Raw genomic sequence first — 21,407 nt, 5'->3', positions numbered from 1 at the left:
AGTATTATTTTTTAATTTTTAATTCTCAATTTTTAATTTTAATAAGTCCCACTTCCCCGCTGGTAGCTGTGAACAACACCTGTCGGGCATTCAGTGGTACTACGGTGCTGATAAGCGAGTTGCCTATCTTATGTTTCCACAGCACTTTGCCTGTCTTGGCTTCCAGAGCGAATATCAACCCCTCTTTAGTACCGCCGAACATGGTACCGTCTTTTTCCACTTGCATGGACGGAGCATGTTCGTAGCCGAAGCCGACATTGCTTGCCCACAACTTGCGGGGTTGGTCGCCTTTGGTTGCATAGCACACAATGCTGTCGTTCATGGTCTTGCTATACACCTGTTCACCATCTTCCGATAAACCGATGGTTTCGCGTACCATAGACTGGAAGGTACGCCATACGGTTTCTCCGTTTTCTATGTTAATAGCTGTCATTGCGCGTTGCGGGTCGGTAATGAACACTTTGCCATCTGCAGCTACGGGCCATACGGCAGCAGGAGAGAAGTGCATACGGGTCAGACCGCCTGTCCATTTCCATAATTCCCTGCCATCTGCCTTGTTCAGTGCATAGAGGGTATTGTCCCATGCTCCGAAGATAATTTTATTCGCAGTTACCAGTGGTTTCGTTTCAATGTATCCCTTCACGCCGGTGTATGCCCATATCACTTTGCCTGTATGGATATTGATGGCTCGGAAAGTGTGGTCGCTGGCACCGATATAGGCAATGCCGTTCTCAATGGCTACCGCCCCCAATACAGGCTCTTCGGCTTTTACGGTCCATAGCAGGCTACCGTCTTTACTGTTCAGACCATAGATGTTACGGTCGGCAGAACCAAATACAACGATACCGTCTGTTACTGCCGGAGTGCCTACAATGCGTTTACCGGACTGGAAGTCCCACAGTTTCTTTCCATTCTTCAAAGCGTAGCAAGTCAGATAGCCCATATCGTCTCCCACAAATACCTTATCTTTTTCTACAGCCGGTGAGCAATAGATGCCTGCACCGGTTTGCACTACCCATTGTTCCTTAGCGTTTGGATATTCCTTGTTTACTGAAAAATCAGGGTACTTTTCTGCCTTTCCATTGCGGTCGTAGTATTGCTTGGCCAGTGAGAAGGAAGCCCATTGTTGTTTCGGTTCGCCGATGCGTTGGGTATGGACGAGGATAGAATCTTGGGTTATGTCGTAGATGCCATATCCCGGCTTTCCGTCTTTGTCACGCAGGTTGCTACGCATCAGGATACCCGGAATGCCGTCGTAACGCAGATCGCGGTTACGGTGATAGTGTCCGCCGATAAACAGACGAATGTTGTAGGGGCGTACAGCGTCAGTTACTTCATACCAATTGTCCACATCTCCCTCTATCAGCGGGTAGTGGGTGACAAGTATCACGGGCTTATCCTTCCCGAATTTATCCATTTCTTCCGTCATCCAGCGGATGTCCTGCGGAACTACATGTCCGTTAGCCATGCGCATCAGCGGGCCGGAGTTGAAACCGAGGAACAGGATCCCTTTGTGCTCAAACTCAAAGCGTTCGCCACCAAAGATTTCTTCGAAGGCGGTGCAACCGGAATCGCTCCATTTTGTTTCGTGGTTGCCGAGGACGATGTAGTACTTGGCTTTCAGCAAATCCAGTGTTTCTTTTACTCTCAGCATAGTGGCACGGTCGCCTTCTTCGGCGATGTCACCTGTTATTAAAACAAAGTCTATACTGTCTGTCGCATTAATTTGCGCCACGGAGCGCAACAGGTCTTCTGTCGGGTTGGGGTTGTTGGGGCTGAAATGGATGTCCGTTATTTGTGCAAAACGGAATGTGCCATGTTGTGCCTGCATCGCAAACGGTAGCAGACACAGCAACAGGAACATTATTAAAAGTCTTCGTTTCATAGATGATGATTGGTTTTAGTGTATTATTGGTTTGATGGGATTGTTCCTTCATTAAAGAATGTCAGGATGGCATTCATCAATGTTTCTCTTTCAGCAGTGGTGCGCAGAGCTTCGAATGGGAAGCCCAGTACACACGTTTTATAGTCACCTTTGTAGGCTACACCGGCACTCAGGTTGTTCTCTGAGTAACGCATTACGGTGTATGCATCTTTTGTGGCAGGTTCGATAGCATCCGGTGATTCTACCACGTAGCTATCGGCATTCAGTTCGTTGTGGTATGTATAGTTGCCTGAAAGGGCGGGGAACGGGGAAGCTACACATTTCACCTTACCCTCTGTAGCTGCCTGCCCCACACGCCATTTATATTTCAGGACTTCTGTTGCAAATTTCTTATCGACTTCCTGAGCCGGAGTGAGACGGTTATCCCAGAGGTCGGTGCCTACATAAGCTCCCGAGACGAAGATGTTTCCGCCTTGCCTGCAATAAGCAGCGATGGCTGCCTGCATTGGCTGACTGAATGTCTTGAACTCCAGCGGCTTCACTCCGCCACGTCCCATTTTGGTCTGGCACTCCTTACCAAGTATCAGGTCTACATATTTGTAATCGGTCAGATTCATTGTTTTGTTCTCTACGCTTTCATCGCTGCAAGATATGAAAGAATATCCGGCTTTCAAAATGGCGGCTCCGTGAACAGCAGGATAATCGAATGTATTTCCGGCAATTACTTTGTCTTCATAATTACCGTAGCTGTCGCCGAAACCGGAAGCATCATCATCCATCCAAGGGATGGAACGGCGATACTCTTTCATTTTACCAATGTAGCTGATATCTTTGAGATAAGGTACTCCGTGATCTAAGTCGTCCAGAAAACCTGCAAGCAAGGTGTCAGCCGGAGCGGGAGCGGCAAAATCTGCCGGAGCGCTGATTCGGTCGAAGCCATTTACTACCAGTACAGTGCCCTTCTCGTTGAACGCACGTCCGGCAGAAAGAATTTCCGACGGGAAGCTTTCACCACCTTTATTGACGGCAGTCACTTTATAGCTGCATACCATTCCGGCGGGGAGGGCGGTGCGGTAGGTATTCTTATCCACCAGTACACCGTTATCAAAATCACCGTCTCCGATGCGGGTGTAGACAATATATTTCTCCGCATTTGCGGTTGGTTCCAGTGGGTCGGCAACGGGTTGCCAGGTCAGTTCTATCTCATTTTCGCCTATCATGCGCAGTGCCATATGGTCTACGGGTAGGGGTTGAACAACATAGTCCATATGGTATTGTGAACAGATGAACTGTAACATACCTTTATAGATGGCGCGGCTTACTGTGAAGCGGAAGCGGGGATCCAAGCCATAACGCATATCTGCAAAGTTCTGATGAGACAGTAACTCCAGCAACATGGTCGGTACGCGGGGAACACGTGCTTCGTAGTATGATTGGTTCCACATACCACGGCGCGTCCAGTTCGGTTCATATAGAGTGCGGATATCGCGCACGATATTTGATTGGATGAGATCCGTCATATCGTGCCCCAGATATCGGGATGCTCCGTTGGCATATTCTTCATTGTAGACATTAGTATAATAGATACCCAGTGTTCCGATGATGGAGTCATTCAATGTAGTTCCTGCGTCGGAGTGGAAAGCAAAAGCCATATCCACCGGAATATTCAGTCCTTGTTCCGTAGGATTGACGGAAGAACCTCCGGCCAGATAATTCACCCAGATGCCACGACTTTTGTAATCATCGGTATAGTCATTCTTTCCATGACTGTCGGAATAAATACTGTCGGGAATTCCTGCCCATTGGAGCCAATAACGCGCTGCCTCGCAGAAGCGGGGGTAACCGCTTACTTCAGGAAGTGACAAGTTACGAACTACAAGAGACGAGTGTGCTGCGCTTTCATTCCGCACGGCACTTGTAGCCTGTAGCTTGTAGCTCGTAGCTTCCGAGTCCTGGGAACTCTTTATATTTTCCGTAGCACCTTCATCAGAGATGCGGCGGGCGATGTTTCCCATACCACCGCCAATTTTCACGGCATCAGCAGTGACGATACGGCCGGCTTTATCCGAACGATTACTTAAAACAACTTTGCAGGCATCATTTCTTCCTGCATCAAGGCCGAATGTTCCCAGATAAATCCAGGTGCCGCCTCCCATTTGCTGGTTGACTTTGAATTGAGATACCCCACCTTTATGGTAAACGGTGTAAAGAGCATCGTCCGTACTGTTAGGCAATGATTTATAAGAAACATATACGGCATACTGTCCGGTAGCCGGAAGTTCCGGTATCCATTCGGCAGTGCTTTCTTTGTCTTTTTTCCCTTTGACGGTTTCAATAGTGCGGAAAGTACCTTCGCGGAACGGATTCTCAAAATCAACATACTGGTTGCGCAAGTGTGCAAAGCCTTCGCCTGTACCTTGTATCCAGTTCTTGTCGCCTATCTTTTCCGTATACACGGAACGACTGTTGAGGCAACCGTCGTTATCCACAATTATTTCAGCCGTCTGGCTATCTCGTTCGCGGGGCATCAGTACATTGGCACCTGCATTTTCCAGCATAGGGACCAGGAAGGGGAGTACATAACTTTGTGTGTATAAATCCTCTACAGTCTGGAAGATGCGGGCACGTTGCCATTCCCAGCGTGTCAGTTTGGACTCATAATAGAAGCCGTGGCTTTGCCACAAAGCGATGTGACGGTTCCTTAGCCCATTCGTGGGGGGGTAAGGTGCAGAAAGATCCGTCACTAAAGGCTTTGTCCCGGCGGGATTGAATGTTTTGGCTTTTTTGTCCTTTTTACTGCGTAGCGCTTGGGGAATAAGTTCTTCAATGCTACGTTTGTTTGTGCGGATTTGCAGGTCGTATTTGGAATACTCTGCCGGAAGTAGTGCTTTCACACCTTGATAAATCTCTGTTACGTTATTTTCCCGGAAAGGAATATAAGAACAGTTCATGTTAGCAAACAGTTGCAGGGTATTCCCTTCAACAGCAACAGAGTCAATCCGGATACGTCCAACGGAAACTTCTTTCCGTGCGGTGGCATCCAGGAATCTACCGATTTCCTGGCGGACATCCGTTGGAAGCTCTTGCGCGCCTCCCATCAGGGGGATGAGGGAGGCGGTGAGCAAAGTGAACAAAAAATGAAGTCTTACATTCATGATGATGTATTAAGTTAATTGTTACTACTTATCTTTTTTTATCAACAAGCAGAGTCCGATGAATGTGAACAGAGCGTTGAATATCAGCAGCTCGTAACTGAACTGATAGCCATTGAACCAGGCTTCCGAATTCTTATGCAGAATGAAGCAAAGGACAGGGGAGAGGATTGCTACCAATGGGATATATTTGTCACGAACTTGTTGTTTCATGAAGATGCCGAATGCGAACAAACCAAGAATTGGACCGTAGGTGTAGCTTGCAAGGATATATACGGCGTCGATTACGCTGGTATTATTCAATAGATTGAACACGAATATAGTGATACCCATAATTACCGCCATGCCCACATGCACGCGTTTACGTACTTTTACGATTTCTTCTTCTGTTTTCCCCTTTGTGCCCAGAATATCCACGGTGAATGAGGTGGTCAAAGCTGTCAATGCTGAACCTGCCGCGGAATAGGCGGAAGATATCAATCCGACAATGAACAGGATGCCTACGATGGCTGGGAAATAATCACCGGTAGCTATTATCGGGAAGAGTTCATCGCTCTTTTCTACTTGAATGCCTTGATTGCTTGCGAAGATATAAAGCAATACGCCCAGCATCAGGAACAACAGGATTACGAAGAACTGGGAGATAACGCTCGTAATCATATTCTTTTGCGAGTCCTTGAAGTTCTTGCAACTGAGGTTACGTTGCATCATGTCCTGGTCCAGCCCTGTCATAGCAATCATAGTGAATGCTCCGGCAAAGAATTGCTTGAAGAAATATTGTTTACTGTTTACATCGTCGAAGAAGAAGATACGTGACATATCACTGTCTGTGATGGTACTAATCATGCTGCTGAAGGATAGGTCCAGGTCGGAAGCAATATAACAGATGCAGAGTACTACAGATACCACCAGACAGAATGTTTTCAGCGAATCTGTCCAGATCAGGGATTTTACTCCGCCCCGGAAAGTATAGAGCCATACTAATGCTACCGTGATTGCTACATTCAATATGAAAGGTAATCCGAAAGGTTCGAATACCAGCAGTTGTAGCGTCAGACACACAAGGAACAAGCGTACTGCGGCACCCAGCATCTTGGAGATGAAGAAAAACCATGCTCCCGTCCGGTAAGAAGACATACCGAAACGGTCTTCCAGATATTCGTAGATGGACACCAGATTCATCCGGTAAAATAGTGGTGTCAGTACGAATGCAATAATTAATTGTCCTGCAACGAATCCTAATACCATTTGCAGATAACCGAAACTGCTGGCGGCCACCATACCCGGTACGGATACGTACGTCACTCCGGAGATACTGGAACCGATCATGGCAAATGCCACAACATACCAGGCTGATTTACGGTTACCGACAAAGAAGCCGGCATTGTCGGCTTTTCTGCCGGCGATGTAAGATATGGTGAACAATATCACGAAGTAAGCGGCAATGGTGATGATTACGGATATCGGGCTCATGCTAATTTATAGATTAATTATTACTGGTGAATTTAATTCTCGTCGTAGAGCAGATACGGTTTACGTTGTACCTTAAATTTCTCTACATCGTCTTTCCACATCGCTTTGATTTCATCGGCGCTTTTTCCCGCCTTAATCATTTTCCGTACATAATCTCTTCCTACCAATAACTCAAAGAATGGACGGAAGAAGTGGTCGTCCAGATTCAGATTACGGTATGCGTCGATAACATAGCTCAAATCTACTCCCCGTTTCCAAATTTCTTCATCACTCATGTTACTCAGATTTACTCCATGACATAGCTTGTTCAGTTGGGGTGGATTCTTAGCTCCCGGAATACTCTTGGGGGTGAAACTATAACTGTACCCGGTCATGTTGGGATGTCCATACACCTGGAATGGGAGTGAAGTGCCTCTGCCCAGACTGACAGGAGTTGCCTCGAAAAAACAAGTGGATGGATACAAGTATATCGACTTCATGTCCGGCAAGTTGGGAGACGGGGGAATCGGTAGCCGATACTTCGTCTGGTGTGTATAATTCTTACATTTGGTAACAGTCAGGTCACATTTGCGTGCACCGGGTAACCAACCTTCTCCATTCACCATTGATGCAAGCTCTCCCAAAGTCATTCCATGTACTATAGGAATCGGTAACCAGCCTACACCTGATTTATATTTCATATCCAGAATTGGACCATCTACATAATGTCCGTTTGGGTTGGGCCGGTCTAATATCAAAACCTTCTTGTTATATTCCGCACACGCGTCCATCAGCCTGCACATGGTAATATAGTAAGTGTAGAAGCGCAACCCGACATCTTGAATATCTACAATCAGTATATCGAACTTCTGCATGGAAGTTTTGCTTGGCTTTTTATCCTTACCATCGTAAAGGGAAAGGATAGATACACCTGTTTTTGAATCTACTGAGCTGGATACATGTTCGCCTGCATCTGCATCTCCGCGAAAACCATGTTCCGGTGAAAAGATGGCAACGATATTAAACTTGTTCTCCATGAGGATATCCAGCAGATGTTTATCTCCTATCATTCCTGTATGATTGGAGAATATTGCAACTCGTTTGTCCTTCAGGAGAGGAAAATACTCGGAAGTTTGTTCGTCACCTAAAATGACGCGGTCTTTTTGCGCTTGGCACAATAGGGCACTGCATAGTAAAAAAATAAATAGCGGAAGTTTCTTCATAATAGTACTATTGTTAAGGAGGACATTCGTTGCAACAAAGATAGATTTTATTTTAATATCAAAAACACTTATTTTATTATTTTTAGCATTATAATTAATAATTTGCAAATAATAAGTTATTCACCTTATTTATATAGAAGAAGTGCTATCTTTGTTGAAAACCTAAAAAATCATCATCATGAAGTTTACTTATTTATTTGTAGCACTTGCGTGCTTTTTCAGCTTGGCTGTTCAGCCGTTATCAGCTGGTAAAAAGAAGAAAGTTCAAAACCTGGAACAAAAGATTGCTTTGGGAGTATGGGACGATGTGGACAAGAATGCCTCGGTGGAATCTCTGATTCTCTGGATGAAGCCTTTCGATGAGGCTGGTATCAAACATTACTATATGTGTGGCTCTCCGCAGGAGGTGGCACGTTATATTGAGGCCGCCAAATCTTATAAGGGGGTAAAGGTACATGCCTGGATATTTACGGTGAATGCTCCGGGGGATTCTGTGGCGTTGGCACATCCCGAATGGTTTGATGTGAACCGGATAGGGTATAACAGTCATGAGTACGATCCTTATGTGAAGCATTATAAGTGGTTAAGTCCTTCGGTGCCGGAAGCCCGGCGGTTTATGAAAAATAAGGCTGCTTCTTATGCTGCCCTGGACGGGCTGGCCTCTGTGCATCTGGACTTTATCCGTTATAATGATGCTGTGCTGGGGCGGCGTTTGCAACAACATAAGTTCAAGATTCAGCAAGATACCTATCGGGCTGAGTATGATTTTGGTTATCATCCGGTGGCAATAGAAAAATTCAAAAAAATATTCGGTTATTCTCCATTGGATTTGCAGGCTCCGTGGATGAGTCCGGAATGGTTACAGTTCCGTTTGAATGAGGTTACTTCCCTGGTGAATGAAATAGTGGAAGCTACCCATGCCGAAGGAAAATTGGTTTCGGCGGCTGTATTTCCTTATCCTACCCGTGCCCGCATGACGGTTTATCAGGACTGGCCCACTTGGAAGATAGATATTGTCTGCCCAATGAATTATCAATCGTTTTATTCTGAAAATTTGGAATGGATACCGTTCAGCATTGAAAACGGTTTGCGCGAGACTTTCCATAAAAATAAATATGTATCAGGATTATTTGTTCCCGATATTACTGCCGAAGAGTTATATAGGGCTGCAAAGCTGTCTATTGAGGCTGGTGCAGACGGAGTGAACTTCTTCAATGCGCGCTCCTTGTTGAAAGATGGCAAGTTGGAAGTGGTAAGTAGGATTAATCAGGAATATAATTTGTGATTGTCATCGGGCTAGCTTCATCACTGAATAATTTGTAAAATACGGGGTCCTGGAGTAAGGTTTTCAATGAATATAGTTTGCCATCTACTAGGACCTCGTCACGTATTAATCTGACGCCGTGACTGTAGTCCACATAGCCAATATTATGTGCTGCGCTCAATGGTTGAATGGGGGTGCCATCAGGATAATGCCATCCGTAGATAAACAACCTGCCTGGTTCATTAGCTATTCGGTTAGTGATGACGATATCTTTTTTATGTCCGGCAATTAGTGTTCCCGGAGTTTCACCGACTATTTGACGAGTTATTTCAATAATAGAATCATGACGGGCAAATATAGGGATAGTCATCATCGTAGAATCCGGAATCATAGGATGAGGTTCTACTTTCAACGTGCTATGGTGATGAATCAAATCAGATAATTTCCGTGTAGGTAATATTGCTCCATATAAATTTGCCAATTTCTGGGCTGTAAGCGGCAGTATCGGAATACGAAGAAAATCTGTATCTGTACCTATCGCCAGAAAATCCGGTAACATACAAAATGTAACTTCATGCCAAATACCTCTAGAATCTTGTAAACTATCTGTCAGATATATGGGTTGGCGGAATAAAGTCGGAATATTCCCTTCTGAAATCTCTTTATAGACTACTGAATCACGTTCTTCCGCTGTCATGCCTATGGTCTGGCGGACAAATTCCTTTCCTGTGGCAGCTTCTTTTCTCCGAGGAGGAAACTGAAAAATATGAGGCTTCACTATTGAATCCTGACGATAGGAGTCATAAGCTCTTTCTTTCATAAACTGGTATCCTGCACTTTCATACTTGGTACCGGAAAAGACAGATTGGATATATCCGTTCCGTTCTACGAGTATCGTATGATAAATCTGGCGTTCCGGATTCTTTCTGGAATAAAACTGGATTCTCCGGTTATCTGCGGTAAAATAGATGATGCTGTCATTTTCTATCTTGTTCCATATCAGCCGTTTCATATTCTTTTTCAGGTATCGTTGCATCAGATATGTTCTGTGCCAGGTTCCGCCTTTTCTGGAGACGAATGGTTTTCCATCCAGCAATGCGTTGGCGTCATCGTAGCAAGCTACAAATAACTTGTTGTCTGGAGAAGTTTCCAACCATTTTTTTAGTTTGTGTCCATATCGCTCGTTATCCCAATTATAATTACTGTCGATGAATGAGATTTTCTTTACATAGTTGGGGATTTCCGAATTAGCATCCATAAAACCGAAGATAAAATTACCTCCTCCGCTATGGCTGTTTAGCTCTATATGCGGATGATATTCGGAGAAAAGAGAAAGGAGGTATTCTACTGTTTTCTTGATTTTTTCGTCTCGCATCGGTTCTACTTTTCTCCAACTTCCCCAACTTTTAGTATTGGCTTCCAGGTAAACGGTTACGAAGTTGTATTCTTGGTTTGTGGCTCTTATAAACCGTGTTTGTGCTCCTATGTGTTGTATGTGATAATGCCAATCATCACTTTTTGCCGGCATTTTTCCTATGGTCCAGTCCGTACTGTTGCCATTTGGCAAGGCATATAGCACAAGTTTTGTTGGCTTGTTCTTGTCAAATTCTGCTTCTGAAGGGGCATTGATATGAATTTTGATTCCCGGAGTATATACAAAAGATATTTCCTGCTCCCGAAAGTAAGGGCTCGTCACGAATCCCAGGTCAGAAAGTGAGGAACACCATATAAAGATTGCGAGAAGAATGTTTTCCATGTTGTTTCAGAATAAGAAATTATATGTGCAACAAAGTTAGATGAAGTTTTGACATTCACAATAAGTACATAAAAAATGCGTAGTTGAGCGACTCAACTACGCATTTATGAGGTTCAGGTTTTAGTTAACATCCCACCATACATTGTTTTGTATGCTGTTATTTCCACCCATGCGACTTTCAGCTTCTTTCACGTTAGTTGCATTCACTGTATACTCTGAAGAAGGATAATATATACGCTTGATATAAGCGTTTGGCGTATTATTAGCTTGGTCGGAAGGGTTCATGTTGAATACACTTGAACTTACACTTGCGAATGGCATGAGCGTAGGTTTGTGGAACTGGCGATGGTCGGCCCAAGTCTCAAAGGAACATTCCTGGAACTGAGCGATATATTTCTGGGTAAGAATCTTATCCAAGGCTGTATTATTACTTCCTGTAATATCGTCATACTTGGCTGTGGTTCCATAATAATTCGGAGAAGTTGAAGCCAGATAGTTTGTAATATTACTTTCCGGAACGCCGAGCTCTGTCATGCTTGAACGTACGCCTGCTTCATAATCGTTTTTTGCATCACCGCTAATAAGTCCCAGTTCAATAGCAATAGCCTTCAGGAAGCATAGTTCGCTGTACTTAAACAAAGGATACTTTCTATCAATAGTTTCATAATACCAAGGGCCGATTTTAGAGAAATCGCTTACAAACTGACCGTTATCCATAGCAGCGCCTACACCGGAAGCCACATGTCCCGGGTCTGTACCGTCCCAATTGCCGTCCATGCTTGCCGTTGCAGTAGCTTCAATAATACCTGCAGGTTCAAAGTGAATAGGAGCACGAGGGTCAACAACAGCCGGGGCATTTTTGGCAGCAAGAATATTTTCAGTAATGTTTTTGTTAGCCTCACGGTCGGCTACAGTCGGCCATGCCAGTCCGCCTATGCCTTGCACGAGACGCTTATAAGCTGTTGACATGTGAAGTACGGAAGAACCTTTATGATAATAAATAGGGTTTTGGGCAAATTTATCTTCACCTTGTGTCAGATAAGCAGCATCAGCGTCACTGCTGAATACACCTGCCGAGATGGCGGCAGCAGCTTCCGTTTTTGCCTTAGCGGCATCTACATCAGAGATGCGGACAGCCATGCGCAACCGGATAGAGTTGGCAAACTTCTTCCATTTGGCAGCGTCACCGCCATAAATGAGATCATAAGAGCCCACATTATTAGCGGCTGACTCATCCAATTTGCTTACAGCGTCTTTCAATTCGTCAAATATAGCATAGTAGATCTCTTTTTGAGTATCATACTTAGGCTGATCGATGTCGTTGGCTGCTTCAGAGTAAGGTACATCACCCATACAGTTGGTTAAACGCAGAATGGCATAAGCTTTCCAGATACGTGCCATTTGAACGACATTGGTATGAACCGGATTGCTTTCATTGGCTCGAATCAGAGAGTTGGCATTGGTCAGTACAGTATAGGTCAACTCCCATATATTGTCCACATAGCGCGAGTCTATGTTATAGTCGGAAGCTGAAAGCCCATCGTTAGCCGAGTATTCACAGAAAGTGCTGATCATCAACTGATCTATCTGTTGCCACTGGTTAGCATAAGGAATACCACGCCCTTGTATGAATATCAATTGGAATTTGGGGTCTACTGAACCCGGAGTAGGATTGTTGGGATCGGTATTCATATCATCAAAATCGCTGACACAGCCCATGAGAGTCATTGAAAGACCGACAATGCTTATAATAGATTTAAATAACTTATTCATATTCTTTCCTTTTTTTAGAATGTAACGTTAAGATTGAAGCCAAATGAACGGGTAGAAGGCAAAGCTGCCGTTTCAATACCCTGTCCGTTACCGGTAGAGTATGTACATTCAGGATCGAATCCCGGGAGATTATTGTACAAGAAGCATACGTTGTTGGCTACAGCACTTACTTTAATACCGCTGATTATTGTCTTGTTGAACCATCTGTCCGGCAGTGTCCAAGAGAAGTTCAGTTCGCGAAGGCGTACATTGGTTGCGTCGTAAATGTAGTTCCCGATATTTCCATAGAATTGTCCCCAATAAGCGGTAGGACTAAGTTCTACAGTATTAGCAGCTCCTGTATTCACATTCACACCCTGAGAAATTAATCCTTTACCTGTTGAATAATATTCTTCACGTCCGGCAACGGTTTCTTTTGTCTGGCCATTGGATTGCAGACGCATCATGGATTGCAGATATACATCACCACCATAACGTACATCAATCAGGAAGCCGAAAGAGAAGTTTTTCCATCTCAGTGAAGAACCGATACCTGCAGTCCAGTCCGGATTCATATTACCGGAAACACGGAGGGTAGGATCTACTATGTACTTACCATCATCGCCCACAAGACGGTTCCCTTTGTTATCATATTTGTAACCATTCGTATATATCTGTCCATAAGGTTCGCCTACCTTGGCCATCACATAGCAGTTCTGACCCATAGGACGGGCTAATGTAATGGATTCTACTCCTTCGTAAAGTTCTACTACTTCAGAAGAGTTCTTGGCAAAGTTAACCCAAAGATTCCAGTTCCAGTCGCGTGTGCGAACAGGTGTAGCGTTCATCTGAAGTTCCCATCCCCAGTTGTCAACACGTCCGGCATTGATATACTTAGCGCTATATCCTGAGGTAATAGATGATGGCATAGATATAATCTGGTTATATGCACGTTTGTTATAATACGTAACGTCGAATCCTAAGCGGTTATCAAGGAATCGGATGTCAGCACCGAACTCTGTTGATTTGATAATTTCCGGTTTAAGGTTGGCGTTTGCTTTGGTAGAAGGCTCGGCTACTCCCATCTGTCCTCCTGCCATGTTCGAAACTGTAGATAATACAGATAATAGCTGATATGGGTCGGTGTCATTTCCTGCTTCTGCATAGGAAGCGCGTAGTTTAGCAAATGAAATCCAACTGGGCACATCCACTTTAAATTTGGTCAGCATGTCGGTTACCACCCAGCCTAGAGAAAAGGAGGGATAGAAGAAAGAACGGTTGTCTTTCGGCAATGTGGAAGACCAGTCGTTGCGTACAGTTACATCAAAGAACAGATAGTTGTCCCATGCCAATTGCCCTAATGCATAAAGGGATTGAACTTCCTTTTCCGATTTATAGGTAGATGTCGTTTTGGACTGTCCATTCTGAATGGTGTAAAGCTCAGGGATATTCAAGCCTTCGGCTGTAGCATGAAAACTATTATATTGACGGTTCATCAAGTTGCCACCAACGGAGAGCATTCCAGAAAACTTGGAACTTGCAATATTTTCTTTCTGAGCTGTGACCAGGAAGTCGGCATTGTATTCAGCCATGTTGTATTGGCCGGTTGAGAAGCGCCCGTCTTTGTAACCTGCACTTGAAATCAAATCATGGCGTATCCATTTTTCTGTTTTTTTTCCGTAAGTGTCACCACCGAAGCGGATCATGGCTTTCAGCCAACTACTAACCTCATAAGACAGTGATGCGAAACCATTAATACGGTTGGTAACATCCTTATTACCGCTAAGGGAGGTCAGTGCATACGGGTTGTTAACCACTGTAAGCATACTGGGGTACCAGTCGATGATCTTTCCGTCCTTGTCAAAAACGTCTTTCATCTCATGTAGATTGATGCTACGAGGTGTATAAATGAGGGCGAATATAGGATTGAAACCGGATGCCGATAGCTCGGGGCGACCTTCACCTTTTTGATAAGTATAATTCAATTTAGCATCAAGAGTCAGGTTTTTAATGATTTCGCCGCCAGCACGGACAGAAAAGTTTGTCTTATTTAACTTGTTATTCGGAATAACTCCTTTACGTGTCGTATTAGACAGACCTACGCGATAGTTCATTTTACCGGCAGAACTCGTTATGTCAAGGGAGTTACTCCAGGATGTACCTGTATCCATGAAGTCGGAGAAATCATTGTTTTTAGCTTCCATGGGGCGGGTTTGGCCTGTCCAGTCAGTAACAACAGTACCCATTTTGGGACCCCAGGAGTTACGAGAGGTGGCAACATAAGCACCGTCTGTACCTTGTCCATATTCATTCTGGAACTCTGGCTGAATCATTACATTTTCAAAAGTCAGGTTACTGTTGTAAGAAACTTTAGTTTTTCCTCCTTGTCCTTGCTTCGTAGTAACGAGGATTACGCCGTTACCACCACGTGATCCATAAAGGGCTGTAGCTGAGGGACCTTTCAATACAGAAATTGATTCAACATCGTCCGGATTCAGCATGGATAGTCCATCGCCGGTATCCGAATATCCTGCGCCCCAAGAATTTGTATTTACGTCGTCAACACCCTGTGAATTATCAAACGGAACACCATCTACTACAACCAGTGGCATGTTGTTGCCGGATATGGAGTTGTTACCTCGGATGACAATGCGGTTTGAACCACCGGGAATAGAGGTCGAAGAGATGTTCATACCGGCAATCTTGCCATTCAGAGACGTGGCGATGTTTGCAGTACGGTTTTCAATAAGGGCATCGCCTTTTACATCTTGTACCGAATAACCGAGTGCTTTCTTTTCACGTTTCATACCTAGTGCAGTAACCACCACTTCATCGAGAGCATAGTCTGTACCGCTTAATTGTATTTTATAGGTTGTATTGTTCGTAACGGGAATTTCTTGTGCATCAAATCCTATAAAGGAGACGATAAGAGTTTTCCCATTGGATGGAACGTCGAGAGAGAATTTTCCGTCTATATCAGTTGCTGTGCCGATACCTGTGCCTTGCACAAGAACTGTTGCTCCGATAATAGGTTCGCCTTGAGTATCAGTAACAACTCCGGTAATCCTTTTTGAATTCTGTGTACTTGACGAAGTGGTATTTTGTGCACTTACACTCATTCCAGGAAAGTAACCGCCACTCATAAGCATTAGGCTGGTTACTGATAGAATAAAAAGTTTTTTCATTAACATAGATTTAATAAACAATAATGGTTAATAGTCTAGAATTACATCATACTTTTGAGTGATTCACTTTGCAATGTCTCATTTTGAAATGTAACAGTTTAGTTGTCACTCAAAGTAGAGTCAGAGGCCGTTTACACAGCTATCACATTACCAATATCTAGGAACAGTACACTAATTGTTAGCGTGGTGAGGAGCTTGTTGTTTGTTAATCCTCGTCTTTTGTGATCTTCATTCATAAAAATAGTTGATGATTTTGTTATTACTTAAAATGGTATTCTCAGAAATAAGGTGGAAATGGACAGTTGGAATAGCTGAGACTATTTTTCTGTCAGGTAAGTCTTTGTTTCATAGGCTCTTTTTTTATTTTACAGGTTTAACTTATTTTATGCCTCTCTTTCTTAAATTACGTGTTGGATAAGTTCCAAGAGGACTTGGTGTGGATATGATTAAAAAATAGCCATACTGTGGCTTTGATTTATCTAAAACTTATCTGGGATGCACTTGCTCCGTAGCTTCTCCGTACATTCTCCACTCAGAAGTACCTCTGAGTGGAGAATGTACGGAGCAAGTATAGCCCAGGTAAGAATCGGGTAGAAATCAGATGATGAGAGAGTGTCTTTTTTCGAGTAGTAAAAACGAACTCTTAATGTAGCTCGTTTTATACGGAAAAAAATCTTTTATCCCTCCTGAAGGCATTTCTTGAGGCAATTATCCAAGGCTACACCCTTTCCCCTGGATGACTACACCATATGGACGTGATAGCTATACCCTTTATAGCAAAAGGTGTAGCCTCAGATAATGGATGTTTATCACGTCAGAATACAAGTAGCATTTGTCGGTATCCAACTCTGCAACCAGCTCAACCAGGAAAGGAGCTATAAATTGAAGTTTTGAGAGCTTTTATCTTGATATATAAAAAAAAACTATATATTTGTATCCAATTCTAAATCCAGCTGCGTATGAAACTGATTGCAGAAAGTGGTTCGACAAGAACTGAATGGGCCTTGGTTGAAGATAATCATTTGATACAACGTGTTTTTACTGAGGGCCTTAATCCTTTCTTCCAAACCCGAAGAGAGATCAGCCGAAGTGTGCGTTTAGGTTTACCTGAAACTTTTTTCAAAAGAAAACTGGAACAAGTATATTATTATGGAGCCGGTTGTACTTCTTATGAGAAAAAGAATGTATTGGGTGCCTCTTTAGTAGCACAGTTTAAAACCCCAATCCAAGTAGAGAGTGATTTACTTGCGGCTGCTCGTGGGCTATTTAAATGTGAAGCTGGAATTGCCTGTATTTTAGGTACCGGATCTAATTCTTGTTTTTACAACGGAAAGATTATTGCAAAAAATGTAAGGGCAGGCGGGTATATATTAGGTGATGAAGGTAGTGGGGCTGTGCTAGGCAAACACTTCCTATCAGATGTTTTGAAAGGTTTAGCTCCTAAAGAAGTGATGGCTGACTTCTTTGAAAAGTTCCGTATTAGTCCCAATGAAGTAATGGAGTCAGTTTACAATCGTCCATTCCCTAATCGTTTCCTTTCTACTATCTCTTATTTCTTAGCGGACTATACAGATGACAATTATGTATATGGGTTGATAACAACCAATTTACGTAATTTCTTCACAAGAAATGTGTGTCAATACGATTATATGAGTTATCCTATCCGCTTCGTTGGTTCATTAGCCTATAGCTATGCTACAATTCTCAGAGAGGTAGCTCATGAATTTGGCATCGAACTGGATGTAATTGAAGAAACTCCTATGAGTGGCTTAATCGAATTCCACTCATTAAATATTGAAGAACCTTAATATATGTATATAAAGCATATTAAAAGAGGCCTTGCCTCCTTTGAATAGCAAACATATAAATATAAAGTTAAATAAATGCAAAGGAATGTTCTTGATATTAAATTATAATATATCTTTGCTAAGAAGAAACGAAGAAATTGTGTTTCATCACCTTTGTTAATAACGAGTTTATCTCTTAAAACAACCAGCTAAAGTATAACAGTCTTTAGTGTATTTTAATTTTTGACCAGTGACTAATTTGCTAAGTTCTCTTGGAACCGTAGTTAAAATGAAGTAGAGATAATATATAAGTTAAACCTAAAATTGAGAAAACGCCTATGGAACAGAAACTTACCTGACAGAAGCAATAGCTCTGGCTATTACTGACTAATCCTTACCCTTAATTTTCGAGAAAACTATTTTAATTAACAACAAAATCATCAATCTTTTATGAATGAAGATCGCAAAAAACGAGGACTAACAAATGGCAAATTCCTCACGGCAGTAGCAATAAGTGCACTGTTTTTGGGTAGCGGCAATGCTATGGCCACCCAAACTGCGGAAAATAACTCTCATGGAGTAACAGAACAACTACAATCAATAACTATTACCGGTTTGGTTGTAGATGCAAAAGGTGAACCGATCATTGGTGCCAGTGTAGTGGAAAAAGGCACCACAAATGGCGGTATCACAAATCTTGACGGTAAATTCTCATTAACGGTAAAGACCGGAGCAACTTTAAAAGTATCTTATGTTGGTTATCAGACGCAAGAAATAAAGGCGGCCAGAACAATGAAAATTGTGCTGAAAGAAGATGCAGAATTGTTACAGGAAGTCGTTGTTGTTGGTTATGGCGTGCAGAAAAAGGAAAATCTAACCGGTGCAGTTGCATCAGTAGATGTAAACAAAACATTGTCCGGTCGTCCTATTGCTGACGTGGGACGTGGTTTACAAGGTACAACTCCTGGTTTATCAGTGGTAATTCCAAGTGGTGAAGTTGGTTCTGACCCAACAATTAAAGTACGTGGACAAATAGGTTCTTTGGATGGTGGCTCAGCCCCACTTATTTTGTTGGATAACGTAGAAATTCCTTCTATCCAGATGGTTAATCCAGATGATATAGAAAGTATCTCAGTTCTGAAAGATGCTGCTTCCGCTTCTATTTATGGTGCAAAGGGGGCATTCGGTGTTGTATTGATTACAACCAAAAAGGGTGCCAGACAAGAAAGTGTCAACGTGTCTTATCAAGGAAATTTCTCCTGGCAAAACATTTCCAAGAAGATGGAAATGGCTGGTATAGATGGCATGGAATATACAGTAGAAGCTTTTGAACGCGTAGGTGGAACAAAGGCTGGTGCATTCTGGCTGGTAGATCGCACAAGTTTTGAAAGGGCTAAAGAATGGCAGCAGAAGTATGGCGGCAAGATTGGCTCGAATGATCCCTTCGTTTATGGACGAGACTGGTACAGAGGTGCCGATAAAGGTAAATATAGTATGAGAACATTCGACCCGTATGACTATATGATTAAGGAATGGACGCCATCTATGACGCACAACTTGTCAGTAAACGGAAAGAGTGGAAAGACTACATTTAATATTGGTTTAGGCTATTTGTCGCAAGATGGCTTGATGAAGCCGGCCAAGCATGATGATTTTCGTCGTTGGAATGCTTCCGTACGCTTGAGTACAGAATTTAATAAATACGTAACTCTACGTGCCGGCGCCATTTACTCCAAACGTGATAAGAGATATGCTTATGCGACTTCTTCTACTACAGCCGACCCTTGGTTATATCTTTACCGCTGGGGACCTTCAGTTCCGATGGGATACAATGAAGATGGTCTGGAACTTCGCAGTCCTGCATCAGAAACCCGTCAGGCTAACACTGCCAATATCGAAAACAGTTATTCGAATATAAACATCGGTGCAACTCTTAATTTAACTAAAGACTGGAAATTTGATATTGATTATACGTATGCTAACGAGCAGGAAATCATTAATCGTCCCGGTACCCGCTATACAGCATTGAACACTTGGGGATCCGCCATTGAAAAACTGGATAGTAATGGGAATCAAATCTATGTGGATGAAAACGGAAATCCGGTATCAGTTGGTGCAGCAGGAGCAATGCCAGCTTACACTTTGAGTAATTTTGAATATACAAGTTCCGGCGCGAACCCCGACCATATTTATCGGAAGACTACTAATGCGAACCGTAATACTTTAAATATCAATACCAACTATAACTGGCAAATTGATGACAACAATAACCTGAAAGTATTGCTCGGTATGAACCGTGTGACATGGGATGAAAAATACAGTTGGAACCAGACTACTAAATTGATGGACTTGGATAATCCTCAGTATGATTTGGCCTATGGCACTCAAACCGGAAGCGGTGGTAGCGCTTGGGATGGTCAACTTGGTTTTTATGGTCGTGTTAACTATGCATTGTATGATAAATATCTGTTGGAAGCAAACTTGCGTTATGACGGTACATCCAAATTCCCAACAGATCTGCAATGGCGTTGGTTCCCCTCATTCTCTCTGGGATGGCGTGCCAGTGAAGAAGCATTCATGCAGTGGGCGAAACCAGCTTTGTCTTCTTTAAAATTCCGCGGTTCCTGGGGTACTATCGGCGACCAGACTGTAAGCAATAAACTATATGTTTCCACAATGTCTACCGGGCAGAGCGCATGGATTGGCGGCGACGGCAGTAAGGTAGGATATGTTGGAACTCCAACAGCTATCATCCCGACTATTACATGGCAGGATATCACTACACTCGATATTGGTTTGGATGCACGCTTTTTCAACGGTGAATTAGGGTTTACATTCGATTGGTACCAGCGTGACACTGAGAACATGATTGTGCCGAGAGGAAATGTTTCTCTTGCATTTGGAGCCGGAGCTCCGAAAGGTAACTTTGGTTCATTGAGAACAAAAGGTTGGGAAATTGCAGTTGACTACAATCATAGATTTAAGAATGGCATTGGTGTCAATGCAATGTTTACTTTGTCCGATGCTATCACAGAAATTACTGCTTACGGTGATACCAAGAGCGTAGATAGCTGGTATGTTGGTAAGAAATACGGTGAAATTTGGGGTTATGAGACAGAAAGATTGTATCAGAAAGATGATTTCGTATACAACCCTGATGGCACTCATCAGAAAGTATGGCTGAAAGGTGGCAAAGTTTACGATACCGAGCAGGCCGGAGCTAAGAAAATGAATAAACTCAGTGACCCGAATGCAGCTTACCAGGATTATCTGCAAGGTGGCGACTTCGTATTCGGTCCTGGTGACGTGAAGTATAAAGACCGTAATGGCGATGGTGCTATTAACGATGGTAGTCGTACTACCGACGATCATGGTGACTTGAAGGTGATTGGTAACTCTACACCGCGCTTTGAATATGGTTTTCGTGTAGGAGCCGACTATAAAGGTTTCGACTTCTCCATGTTCTTCCAAGGCGTAGGTAAACGTGAAATCTGGGGTGCAGGCTTCCTTGCAATACCAGGCTACAATTCTGCCGATGGTGCTATGCCTCAGGCCATTGCCGGAAATTTCTGGAAAGAAGACCGCACGGATGCTTTTTATCCGCGTGCATGGAATTTAGGTGGACCGTCGCTGGGTAACGCAGGATATAGCTATAATATGCTGAAACAATCCCGCTATCTGCTGGACATGTCTTATCTCAGAATTAAGAATATTACATTCGGATATACTCTTCCTGTAAATATCAGCAAGAAGGCTTGGTTGCAGAAAGCACGTATTTACGTTGCGCTTGAAAACTTCTTCACCTTTGACCACTTGAATGATCTTCCTATTGACCCGGAAGAAATCTCCGGTTACTCAATGTTTAATGCAGATAACTATAACTCTGGTCGTACTGGTGTAGGAACTCCGACATTCAAGAGTATGTCATTTGGTATTCAGTTGAACTTCTAA

General features: G+C 43.2%; 10 protein-coding genes. 3 read left to right on the top strand and 7 right to left on the bottom strand.

The features are described from left to right. Positions 1-25 precede the first annotated feature (25 nt). Genes QZ135_RS02010 through QZ135_RS01995 form a run of 4 tightly spaced genes read right to left on the bottom strand, consistent with a single transcriptional unit; the run spans position 26 to position 7,712 of the window. Positions 26-1,885, bottom strand: a complete 1,860-nt coding sequence (locus QZ135_RS02010) for a PQQ-binding-like beta-propeller repeat protein (RefSeq protein ID WP_294605480.1) — start codon at positions 1,883-1,885, stop codon at positions 26-28. 23 nt (positions 1,886-1,908) lie between these two features. Beyond that, positions 1,909-5,040, bottom strand: a complete 3,132-nt coding sequence (locus tag QZ135_RS02005) for a xanthan lyase (RefSeq protein ID WP_294605478.1) — start codon at positions 5,038-5,040, stop codon at positions 1,909-1,911. A 24-nt stretch (positions 5,041-5,064) separates the two neighbouring features. Continuing rightward, positions 5,065-6,510, bottom strand: a complete 1,446-nt coding sequence (locus QZ135_RS02000) for a sodium:solute symporter (RefSeq protein ID WP_294605477.1) — start codon at positions 6,508-6,510, stop codon at positions 5,065-5,067. 32 nt (positions 6,511-6,542) lie between these two features. Then, on the bottom strand, positions 6,543-7,712 hold the full coding sequence (locus tag QZ135_RS01995) for a DUF1343 domain-containing protein (RefSeq protein ID WP_294605475.1): 1,170 nt from the start codon (positions 7,710-7,712) through the stop codon (positions 6,543-6,545). A 178-nt stretch (positions 7,713-7,890) separates the two neighbouring features. On the opposite strand from QZ135_RS01995, the gene QZ135_RS01990 reads away from it, so the two are divergent. After that, a complete protein-coding gene (locus tag QZ135_RS01990) occupies positions 7,891-8,997 on the top strand; it encodes a family 10 glycosylhydrolase (protein ID WP_294605473.1) in 1,107 nt (368 codons plus the stop codon). Here the strand turns inward: QZ135_RS01990 and QZ135_RS01985 are convergent. From QZ135_RS01985 to QZ135_RS01975, 3 genes are all read right to left on the bottom strand, one after another. Beyond that, complete coding sequence (locus QZ135_RS01985) at positions 8,975-10,732, bottom strand: hypothetical protein (RefSeq protein WP_294605471.1); 1,758 nt, start codon at positions 10,730-10,732, stop codon at positions 8,975-8,977. The genes QZ135_RS01990 and QZ135_RS01985 overlap by 23 nt on opposite strands. Positions 10,733-10,852: 120 nt before the next feature. Then, on the bottom strand, positions 10,853-12,505 hold the full coding sequence (locus QZ135_RS01980) for a SusD/RagB family nutrient-binding outer membrane lipoprotein (protein WP_294605469.1): 1,653 nt from the start codon (positions 12,503-12,505) through the stop codon (positions 10,853-10,855). A gap of 14 nt (positions 12,506-12,519) precedes the next feature. After that, on the bottom strand, positions 12,520-15,669 hold the full coding sequence (locus tag QZ135_RS01975; RefSeq protein WP_294605467.1) for a SusC/RagA family TonB-linked outer membrane protein: 3,150 nt from the start codon (positions 15,667-15,669) through the stop codon (positions 12,520-12,522). 959 nt (positions 15,670-16,628) lie between these two features. Between QZ135_RS01975 and QZ135_RS01970 the strand changes: the two genes are divergently transcribed. Together QZ135_RS01970 and QZ135_RS01965 are read left to right on the top strand one after the other, a co-directional pair. Beyond that, positions 16,629-17,477: a hypothetical protein gene (locus QZ135_RS01970; RefSeq protein WP_294605465.1), complete on the top strand. Its 849-nt coding sequence runs from the start codon at positions 16,629-16,631 to the stop codon at positions 17,475-17,477. Positions 17,478-17,906: 429 nt separating this feature from the next. Continuing rightward, positions 17,907-21,407 carry a TonB-dependent receptor gene (locus tag QZ135_RS01965; protein WP_294605463.1) on the top strand — a complete coding sequence of 1,167 codons (3,501 nt, stop codon included), beginning with the start codon at positions 17,907-17,909 and terminating at the stop codon, positions 21,405-21,407.

It is taken from the genome of uncultured Bacteroides sp., from assembly GCF_905207245.1.
Taxonomy (GTDB): Bacteria; Bacteroidota; Bacteroidia; order Bacteroidales; family Bacteroidaceae; genus Bacteroides.
Note: the sequence above shows the minus strand (reverse complement) of the source record. Positions and strands in the feature narration are given on the sequence as shown.